General features: G+C 58.7%; 6 protein-coding genes and 5 pseudogenes. 10 read left to right on the forward strand and 1 reads right to left on the reverse strand.

Going from position 1 to position 9630, the window contains the following annotated elements:
- Positions 1–78: pseudogene (locus NCR38_RS33790) on the reverse strand (integrase); the annotation flags it as partial.
- A 4-nt stretch (positions 79–82) separates the two neighbouring features.
- On the opposite strand from NCR38_RS33790, the pseudogene NCR38_RS33795 reads away from it, so the two are divergent.
- The 10 genes and pseudogenes from NCR38_RS33795 to NCR38_RS33845 form a co-directional block, all read left to right on the forward strand.
- Positions 83–670 (forward strand): annotated as a pseudogene (locus NCR38_RS33795) (IS630 family transposase); the annotation flags it as partial.
- A gap of 5 nt (positions 671–675) precedes the next feature.
- A complete protein-coding gene (locus NCR38_RS33800) occupies positions 676–918 on the forward strand; it encodes a DUF6429 family protein (protein WP_061121933.1) in 243 nt (80 codons plus the stop codon).
- Between the two features lie 113 nt (positions 919–1031).
- A pseudogene (locus tag NCR38_RS33805) lies at positions 1032–1468 on the forward strand (acetamidase/formamidase family protein); the annotation flags it as partial.
- A gap of 137 nt (positions 1469–1605) precedes the next feature.
- On the forward strand, positions 1606–1917 hold the full coding sequence (locus NCR38_RS33810; protein WP_250478523.1) for a hypothetical protein: 312 nt from the start codon (positions 1606–1608) through the stop codon (positions 1915–1917).
- 173 nt (positions 1918–2090) lie between these two features.
- Positions 2091–3804 (forward strand): annotated as a pseudogene (locus NCR38_RS33815) (acetamidase/formamidase family protein).
- Between the two features lie 138 nt (positions 3805–3942).
- On the forward strand, positions 3943–4845 hold the full coding sequence (locus tag NCR38_RS33820) for a polysaccharide deacetylase family protein (protein ID WP_061121934.1): 903 nt from the start codon (positions 3943–3945) through the stop codon (positions 4843–4845).
- 76 nt (positions 4846–4921) lie between these two features.
- Positions 4922–5773 carry an ABC transporter substrate-binding protein gene (locus tag NCR38_RS33825; protein ID WP_250478524.1) on the forward strand — a complete coding sequence of 284 codons (852 nt, stop codon included), beginning with the start codon at positions 4922–4924 and terminating at the stop codon, positions 5771–5773.
- Between the two features lie 43 nt (positions 5774–5816).
- Positions 5817–7538, forward strand: coding sequence for an amino acid ABC transporter permease/ATP-binding protein (locus NCR38_RS34290; protein WP_284502354.1), 1722 nt, complete (start codon positions 5817–5819; stop codon positions 7536–7538).
- Positions 7539–7551: 13 nt separating this feature from the next.
- On the forward strand, positions 7552–8568 hold the full coding sequence (locus NCR38_RS33840; RefSeq protein WP_061121936.1) for an alpha/beta fold hydrolase: 1017 nt from the start codon (positions 7552–7554) through the stop codon (positions 8566–8568).
- 143 nt (positions 8569–8711) lie between these two features.
- Positions 8712–9482: pseudogene (locus tag NCR38_RS33845) on the forward strand (helix-turn-helix domain-containing protein); the annotation flags it as partial.
- Between the last annotated feature and the right edge of the window lie 148 nt (positions 9483–9630).

Here is a 9630-nt window from a genome sequence, read left to right on the forward strand (position 1 = left end):
CACTCTCCAGCCTACGATGCGTCGCGCGAACACATCAACGATGAAGGCAACATAAGCGAAGCCTTGCCAGGTGGCCAAGGATCCGCCGCTTAAGGCAATGGTGCTGTGCGTGGACGAGAAGAGTAAAATTCAGGCGCTGGATCGCACTCAGCCCATGCTGCCGCTGGCACCGGGCATTGCTGAGCGACGTACCCACGACTACATGCGCCATGGCACGACTACCTTGTTCGCGGCACTGGATATCGCCACCGGCGAAGTGATTGGCGAGTTGCATCGACGTCATCGCAGCAGTGAATTTGTGCAGTTCTTGCGCACTATCGACGCGAGCGTACCGCCCGATCTGGATGTCCATCTGGTGATGGACAACTACGGTACGCACAAGACGCCCTCGATCAAGAACTGGTTCGCACGTCATCCGCGCTTTCATGTGCACTTCACTCCGACTTCTGCCTTCTGGCTCAACCAGGTCGAACGTTGGTTTGCCACGCTTACGGAGAAATACCTTCGACGAGGAACCCATCGTTCGACACGCCGACTGGACGACGCGATCCGCCACTATCTTGAGGTTCATAACGCGAATCCTCGACCGTTTGCCTGGAGCAAATCGGCCGATGAAATTCTGGCGAGCGTCGAACGGTTTTGCACGCGGGTGCGCAACGCATCGGAGTGAACGTCATGGACATTGATACTGCTGCAGTTGACGACGCAGTTCTCGCACTTCTTTACCTGACGCTGCATGATCATAACCGTGCATGGAAGAGCTTCGATTGGGATGTGCTGAACCGGATATATGAACGAGGCATGATTGGCGATCCCGTTAATAAGGCAAAGTCCGTTGTGTTCACCGACGAGGGTCTCCACGAATCCGAGCGCCTCTTCAAGCAAAACTTCGTCCCCTCAAGCAGCAAAGAGTACTAATGAAACGAATTTCTAACTCACGACACTAGTTGCCCGCAGATCTCAGAATCGTCAATGTCTTCAAGGGCGCCTACGCGAAACCTGTCGACCAAGGCATTCATAAGCCACGTCAAAACCTCGATAACTGGCGCATCGGCGCGGGTTCAACTATGTATTACCCGGTCGCCGTGGGCGGCGGTTTGTTCTCCATTGGCGACCCTTGTATCGCAAGGCGACGGCGAGATCAGCGGCACCGCGATCGAGGCATCGCTCAATGTAATGTTCCAGATCGTGCTGCGGCGCGACTTCGCATTTCCCTCGCCGCTGCTAGAAACGCCGGACTTCTGGATCGTCCATGGCTTCGATGAAGATCTCAACATCGCGACGAAAAATGCTTCACGCGATATGGTGTTTTTCCTTACCGAGCAGCAAGGCCTCTCGTGACGACGCGTATTCGCTGATGAGCGTCGCCGCGGATTTCTCCGTGACCCAGGTCGTCGACGGCCGTCAGGGCATTCACTGCAAGATCCCCCGCAGTGTCTTTCCTCCTAAGAAAAAGCCTCGCCTGTGAGTAGTGCGTACGCGCGCGGTAACGGTGCATCCACGCACCGTTACCGCGCGCTGCAGCGCTAGCGGCGTCATTATCAATGGCACGGACATTGCCTTTGAATTTTTCAACTGACGTTCGTCAGGGTCCGGGAGCCTGGGTTGGAATTACCGCGTTTCACCACCGAGTCGTATGCCGAAGTAGATCGCCTGCGCGCCTGGAGCGAGGCGCTCGACCGGCTTGGCTTGCGCTGCGGCACGCCTCTCGCTGCCGGGCCCCCGATGCATGGAACGATCACGTCGCGCAGGTCGACAAGCGGCTTTGAGCTGATCGCGCTGGCCGCATTCGCGCAAACCATCGAGTTCAAGGTCGACGGCGCCGACAGTCTCGTGATCGTGCTGCATCTCGACGGCGGCGTGACCCTCGTCGCCGACGGCGTGCGTGCGCAAGTTGCAACCGGCGATATTATGTAAGCTTCATCGCCCGAGGAAGCCCACCTGGCGTTCACATCCGACTTCCGCGCGTTCGCGATCCGCGTGCCCCGCTCCGCCATCAACGCACGCCTTCTTACACCGTTCTTGCTGCGTGCCGGGCGTTTGCCAGGCGAAGCCGGCATCGGTCACGTGTTCTCCGGCTTTCGCGCTCGATTGCTGAAAGCGTTGAGACGCTCACGCTCGACGAGTGGCGCCCCCTCGAACTCGCGCTCGCGGAATTCCTGGTCGCGAGTCTCGCCGCTCACGACAAGGAAGGCAGTTTCAGTGGACTCACGCCGTCCCAGGCCGCGATCTTCTCGCGAGTGTGTCGGACCATCGAGGGCAATCTCGCCGACCCCGATCTCGGGCTGACATCGATAGCCAAGGAAGAGCGCGTCTCGCCGCGCTATCTGCAGAAGCTGTTCGAAGCGGTTGGACAGGATTTCTCTATCTACTTGCGCTCGCGCAGGCTGGAACGCTGCCGCGCGGAGTTGGTGAACCCGCTGTATGAGAAGGTTTCGATTGCCGATGTCTGTTTCCGCTGGGCTTTCAACGATCCCGCGTATTTCAGCCGGGTGTTCCGCGAGCAATATGGCGCGTCGCCGCGTACCTTTCGACATGAAGCGGGTCTCGAATTAGCGCGCCATCTCGTGCGGCGAATCTCGCGCGGCGTGCCTGTCAATGCCCTTCAGTCACGATCTAAGCCTGTGCTCGAAGTGAACAGTGGCGACACGGTAACCATCGAAACGCTCACGCAACACGCGGCGGACGACTGGGAGCGCATGGTGCAAGGCGATCCAGGCGCCGAAAGTGTGTTCCATTGGACTGCAGGGCGCAAGAACGTCAACCGCCGCGGCGCAGGGCCCATGGACGCGTCCATCTACGGACGTGGTGCGGGAGAAGGCATCGGCGTGCATATCTGCACAGGTCCGATCGCCGTGCGCGGCGCGGACCTGGGTGATGTGCTAGAAGTGCGTATCGTCGATATTCATCCGCGTAGTTGTGCCAATCCGAAATTCGCCGGCCGCGCGTTCGGCAGCAATGACGCTGCGTAGTGGGGCTTTCACTATCGCGAGTTATTGACCGAGCCGAAACCGCGCGAGGTTGTCACCATCTATGAAATCGACGCCGCCGCCACCGCCGGCGAAACCGCGTACGCTCGTGCGGTCTATAACTTCCGCTGGACACCTCAGCGCGATCCCTTTGGCGTGATGCATCCCACGATCGATTATCCCGGCTTGCGGGTCGATCATTCGACGGTCGTCGAGAATCACGACATCCTGAAGAACGTCAAGATCCCGGTGCGCCAGCACTTCGGCGTGGTCACCGTCGCACCGCAGCAGGACGGTCTGATAGATTCGATTCTACCGTCCACCTTCGGCGGCAATCTCGACAACTGGCGCGTGACGCGCGGCGCGAGCGTCTTCCTGCCAATCGGGGTACCCGGCGCACTGCTCTCCGTTGGCGACCCTCATGCATCGCAAGGAGACTCGGAACTGCGCGGCACTGCGATCGAGTGTTCTCTTACTGGTGACTTCCAACTGGTGCTTCATAAGAAAGATACGCTAAGCGGCCAGCCGTTTGCAGACTTCACCTACCCACTGGTCGAAACCGCCGACGAATGGGTTCGTCGCGGCTTCAGTTATCTAAACTATCTAGCCGAGTTTGGCACGAACGCGCAAAGCGCGGTGTATGAAAAATCGACACTCGACCTCGCGATGCGCGACGCGTTCATCAAAACGCGGCGCTTCCTGGACGACCAAAGGCCTGTCCGAAGATGCGGCGATCTCGCTGATCTCCGTCGCGGTCGACTTCGGCGTGACACAGGTGGTGGACGGCAACTGGGGTGTTCACGCGATCATCCGAAAGGCGCTGTTCAACTCGTGAAGTAGCATGAGTCACCTCCGATGCGCGTGCAGACAAGAGTTTGTTCGCAAAAAGCTCGATGCGGCTATTTTGGCATCCATACCATGTGTTCTGACGTGACCACCGGCGTACGCGCCGCTCGACAGGACTCTTTGGACCATGGATTCTCTCGCACATCGCGTGCTGCCCGGCCACGGGCGCTTTCCATATTTACCGATCAACGGTCGCCCTGTTTATCGCTGGCCTGACGGTTCGCGGCTCGCGGTCTATATCGGCTTCAACATCGAGCACTTTGCGTTCGGCGCAGGACTGGGGCCAACTATCGGTCCGGTGATGCCCGAACCCGATGTGCTGAATCACGCGTGGCGAGAGTACGCATTGCGTGTGGGCGCATGGCGCTGTCTCGATCTCTTCGATGAACTCGCGCTGCCCACCGCCGCCATCGTCAACACGGCGCTCTACGATCACTGCCCGGAGCTGGTCGCCGCTTTCGCTCAGCGCGGCGATGAACTGGTCGCGCATGGTCATACGAATTCGGAAAGGCAAGGAACGCTTACCGAAGACGACGAACGCGCGCTGATCACTGCATGCCGGAAGCGGATTGCGGCGGAGAGCGCTCAACAGCCAGCAGGCTGGTTGTCGCCGTGGCTCTCGGAAAGTCATGTCACCAGCGATCTGGTAGCCGAAGCGGGCTATCAGTACACGCTCAACTGGTGCCACGACGATCAGCCCACGCGCCTGCACACGCGCAACGGTCAGCCGCTGTGGGCGATTCCGTATCCGGAAGAAATCAACGATATCCCGATGATCCTTGCACGCCAGATGGATGCGAAGTCGTTCGCCGATATGGTGATCGATCACTTCGAGGAAATGCTGCGGCAATCCGCGCGTCAGCCGCTGGTGATGGGCATTGCATTGCATGCATACCTGATGGGTCAGCCACATCGTTTGTGTCACTTGCGGCGGGCACTCGAACACATTGCGCGCGCGCGCGACGAGGGCCTCGCCTGCATCACTACGCCGGGTTCGATCGCAAGCCACATGGCCTTCCTCGGCCGTTAGATCACTTCATCCTCGCTTCGCTGTACCACCTCTTCCAAATTCATATCGTTCAACCTGAATAGGATTCGCCATGTTCATGTCAAAGGCAATCAAGCTGCTTCTATGCGCAGTCAGCGGCCTCCTCCTCGCGCAAGGCGCGTCGGCACAATCGTGCGAACCGTCCAAGGTGGCGCAGAAATACCCCTCGCTCGCAGGCAAGACGATCAAGATCGGCGTAGACCCAGAGTCGCCGCCGTACGCATTCCGTGACGGCGAGGATCTCAACAAGATCATCGGCGCCGATGCCGACATGGCCCGCGCCGTGTTCGCCTGCGCTGGCGTGCAGACCGAATTCTTTACCGCCGGCTGGCCCGGCTTGCTGCCCGCACTGCGTGCCGGACAGATCGATGTGATGTGGGACCTGTTGTACTACACGCCGGAGCGCGCAAAGGAGACAAGCTTCGTCACCTATATGCAGGCCGGTACGGGCGGTCTGGTCGCAGCCGGCAACCCCAAGAAGATCGATGACATCTCCAGGCTTTGCGGCCTGACGGTCACGGCAGGTATCGGCACTGTCGAACTATCGATGGCGCAAGCGCAAGCCGCCAAATGCAAAGCGGAAAACAAGCCCGACGTAACCATCATGACATCCGCGGATATCGCGTCAGGCGCGCGCCTGGTTGCGAGCCGTCGCGCCGACGTCATGATGTACGACCTGGCGCTCGTCGACGGACTGGCCAAACAGAACCCACAGCTCTACACGCGCGGCTTCATGGTGACGAGCGGCATGAAGATCGGCGTGGGTGTGAAGAAAGGCAACGCCGATATGATCGCCGCCGTATCCGATGGACTCAAGATCATGCAGGCCAATCAGACCCAGAAGAAGACCTTTCAGCAGTACGGCGTCGATCCGTCGCTGGAAACGCCGACCACGCTACTTACTCAATAGAGGCTGCCTGCCCGGCACACCCACGCCGTGTGCCAGCAGCGTCATGGATCAGGGTTCGGAAATGAAGGCATTGCGTATCAAATATATGATCGTCGGCACCCTCTGTATGGCGGCCATGTTCGTATTGCAGCCGGCGATGGCCGCCGGTCTCGATGGCGTTCAGGTGCTCGACGGTTTCAAAGAGCTGGCAGGTTACGTCGGCTCACCGTTCCTGCTCGGCGGCGCGTGGATCGCGGTGAAGATCACGCTGATAGCGATGTCGATCGGGCTGGTGCTCGGGCTCGGTCTTGCGCTGATGCGGCTGTCGCGGTTCAAGGCGCTGGACTCAGCGGCGTGGAGTTATATCTGGTTCGTGCGCGGCACGCCGCAACTGCTGCAACTCGTATTCATCTTCGATGCGTTGCCGCTGATCGGTTTGCGTTTCGATGAAGTCACGACTGCGGTTATCGGCTTCGCCTTGAACGAAGCCGCGTTCAGCGCTGAGCTGTTTCGTGCCGGGATCCTGTCGGTGAACCGTTCGCAATCGACCGCGGCCGCCGCACTCGGCATGGGACCGTTGCTGACGTTGCGCCGCATTATCCTGCCGCAATCGATGCGCGCGGTGATCCCCGGTCTCGCAAACGACACCATCGGCATGTTGAAGCTGACGTCGATCGCGTCGGTGATCTTCGTCAACGAGCTCACGTTTCGCTCGCAACAGGTCGTCGGACAGAACTTCAAGTTCTTTACCGTGTTCGGCGCGGCGGCGGTGATTTATCTGATCCTGACGAGCGGGATCTCATTGCTTCAGGTGTGGCTCGAACGCATCTTCGATCACGAGCGCGAGCGAACGCTCAGGTTCTCGTGGTTCGGACTGCGCGCATCGACGAGTGATGTGAAACCTCTCGACGTACCGATTGTTTTGCCCGTCGCCGCCAAAGAGCGAGAGACGAACGATCACGCGTGGATCGGCACCCTGCTGCCTGCCGGAAGCCGCACGCCGCGGCAGTGCGATGAACCGTTTGTCGTGTGCAAGAACGTCTGGAAATCATATGGCAAACGCGAGATCTTGCGGGGCGTCGACCTGTCAATCGCGCATGGCGAAGTGGTCGTAATAGTCGGCCCGAGCGGTTCCGGCAAAAGCACCCTGCTCAAGCTCATCAACCATCTCGAACCGCTTGACTGGGGAACGATCAAGGTCGATTCGCAGTATGTGGGCTATCGCGAAGTGCCGGGTGGCGGCGGCACGGTACGGCCCCTGCACAACCTCGCACGCGCACGCGCCGAAGCACGCGTGGGCATGGTGTTCCAGCATTTCAATCTGTTTAGTCATTTGAGTTCGCTGGACAACATCGTGGAAGCACAGCGTCAGGTCTATGACGTGCCTCGCGCGGAGGCGGAAGCGCTCGGGCGCGAGCTGTTGAAGAGCGTGGGCCTGGCCGAACACGCGGATTTTCTGCCGCACCGGTTATCGGGCGGACAGCAGCAGCGCGTGGCGATTGCACGTGCGCTCGCGATCAAGCCCAAGTTGATGCTCTTCGACGAACCTACTTCCGCGCTCGATCCAGAACTGGTCGGCGAAGTGCTTGGAGTGATGCGCGGGCTTGCCGACGCCGGCATGACGATGGTCGTGGTCACGCACGAAATCCGCTTTGCCCGCGATGTCGCTGACCGCGTCGTCTTCATGGATGGCGGTGAAGTGATCGAGCAAGGGACACCGCAGCAGGTCATCGACAACCCGACTGAAGAGCGCACCCGAAAATTCCTTAACATCGTTGCCAATTAACTATGAGGCTCAAGTGACGGACTTCGAAACTTTCAATCTTGGCCGCGTCGCGCTGCAATCCGGTGCGACGCTGCCTGACATGCGGCTCGGCTACAAGACCTATGGCCGGCTAAATGCAGCGCGAGACAACGCGATTGTCTATCCGACCTTCTATAGCGGCAGCCATGTCGACAATGAGTGGCTGATCGGCGAGCATATGGGGCTCGATCCGCGGGAGTATTTCATCATTGTGCCGAACATGTTTGGCAACGGCGTATCGAGTTCGCCGAGCAACTATCCGCCGCCGTATGATCGTGGCCGCTTTCCGCATGTGACGCTATACGAAAACGTCGCGATGCAGCATCGCCTTGTGACCGAAAAGTTTGGCATCGAGTCTCTCAGGCTCGTCACCGGCTGGTCAATGGGCGCGATGCAGGCATTCCATTGGGCCGCGATGTATCCGGAGATGGTCGAGCGCATTCTGCCGTTTTGCGGGGCGGCTCGGTGCGCGCGGCACAACTTTGTGTTTATCGAAGGGCTTAAGGCGCCATTGCTGTTGGACCCAGATTTCAGGAACGGTTTCTACGATGCACCGCCGACGCGTGGAATGCGCGCTGCTGCCCGTGTGTTCGCCGGCTGGGGATTTTCGCAGGCGTTTCTGCGTCAACGGCTCGACATTGAAGCGATGGGGTATGGGTCGCTCGAGGACTTCATCACTCAGTTCTGGGAAGGTGATTTCTTGAAGAAGGACGCCAACAATATTCTGTCGATGATGTGGAGCTGGCAGAACGGCGATATTTCCGCGAACTCCCTTTACAAGGGAGATTTTGATCGAGCGTTGGGCAGTATCACTGCAAAGGCCATTGTGATGCCCGGAAGCACGGATTTGTATTTTCCGCCTGAAGATAGTGAATACGAGGTTTCGAAGATGCCTAATGCGCAGTTAAGGCCCATCGAGTCGGTGTGGGGGCATTTTGCGGGCGGTCCTGCAGCCAATGCTGTCGATGTTAAGTTCATCGATAGTGCGGTGAGGGAGATTTTGGCTATGTAGTGGTCCGACTCTTTTCGGGCTTAAGGCCGTACTCGTCTCGGGAGGGACAGGCAGCGCCCACCAACTCCGGACTGCTTACCTCGCAGGGTCCACTATATTTGACCTGTGTGATTCATAGACATCGTTTCAACTAGAATGAAGCGATGGACCGTGAGATTGCGACACGATTACGATGGGTATTGATGTATCACGAGACTGGCAACGCCGGTCTCGTATGCGCACGGTGTGGTATCTCGAGACCGACACTTCGCAAATGGTTACGACGTTATCAGGAAGCCGGAGAAGAAGGTCTTCGTTCCCAAAGTCGCCGCCCTCTCAACAGTCCAAACAGGAAGGTCTCTGAGGCTGACCGGGCGACGATTTTACGACTGCGTGCCGAGCACAAAGGAGCACGGCGAATCCAGAACGAGTTGCGGCTCTACGAACAAAGAGAGTTGTCCCTTGCAACCATTCACAAGGTCCTATGCGAAGCGTCTGTGAAGCCGTTGATACATTCCCGGCGGCCGGCACATCCCAAACGGTATAGCCGCCCGGTTCCGGGGGATCGGGTCCAGATGGACACAATGAAGATTGCGCGAGGGGTCTATCAGTACACGGCCATTGACGACTGCTCGCGCTTCCGCGTACTGGCCGTCTATCCCCGCAGAAATGCCCGTAATACACTGCTTTTCCTCGATCGCGTGATCGAGGAAATGCCGTTTCCTATCCAGCGTATCCAGACTGATAGGGGCGGCGAGTTCTTCGCCGAATCAGTGCAGCGGCGTTTGATGACCGAGTGCATCAAATTTCGACCGATTCCGCCACGCTCGCCACACCTCAATGGCAAGGTCGAGCGCTCGCAGCTTACTGACCTGAACGAATTCTGGTCCCACCATACTCCAACCGAGGATGCGATTGATCGGCGAATTGAGGAGTGTGAACTTTCGCCGTTAAGGAACCAAACCGTTTTCGGCGTAAAGGCGCCAGGGACTTTTCGGCGTTTAGGCCACCTCATTACACACAAGTCGTAGCGGTGGCGAGCCGCGAAAAGTCGTTTACGGTCAATGACATAGCGGACGGAGT

Origin of the sequence: Caballeronia sp. INML1, from assembly GCF_023631085.1 — a bacterium.
Lineage (GTDB): Bacteria > Pseudomonadota > Gammaproteobacteria > Burkholderiales > Burkholderiaceae > Caballeronia > Caballeronia turbans.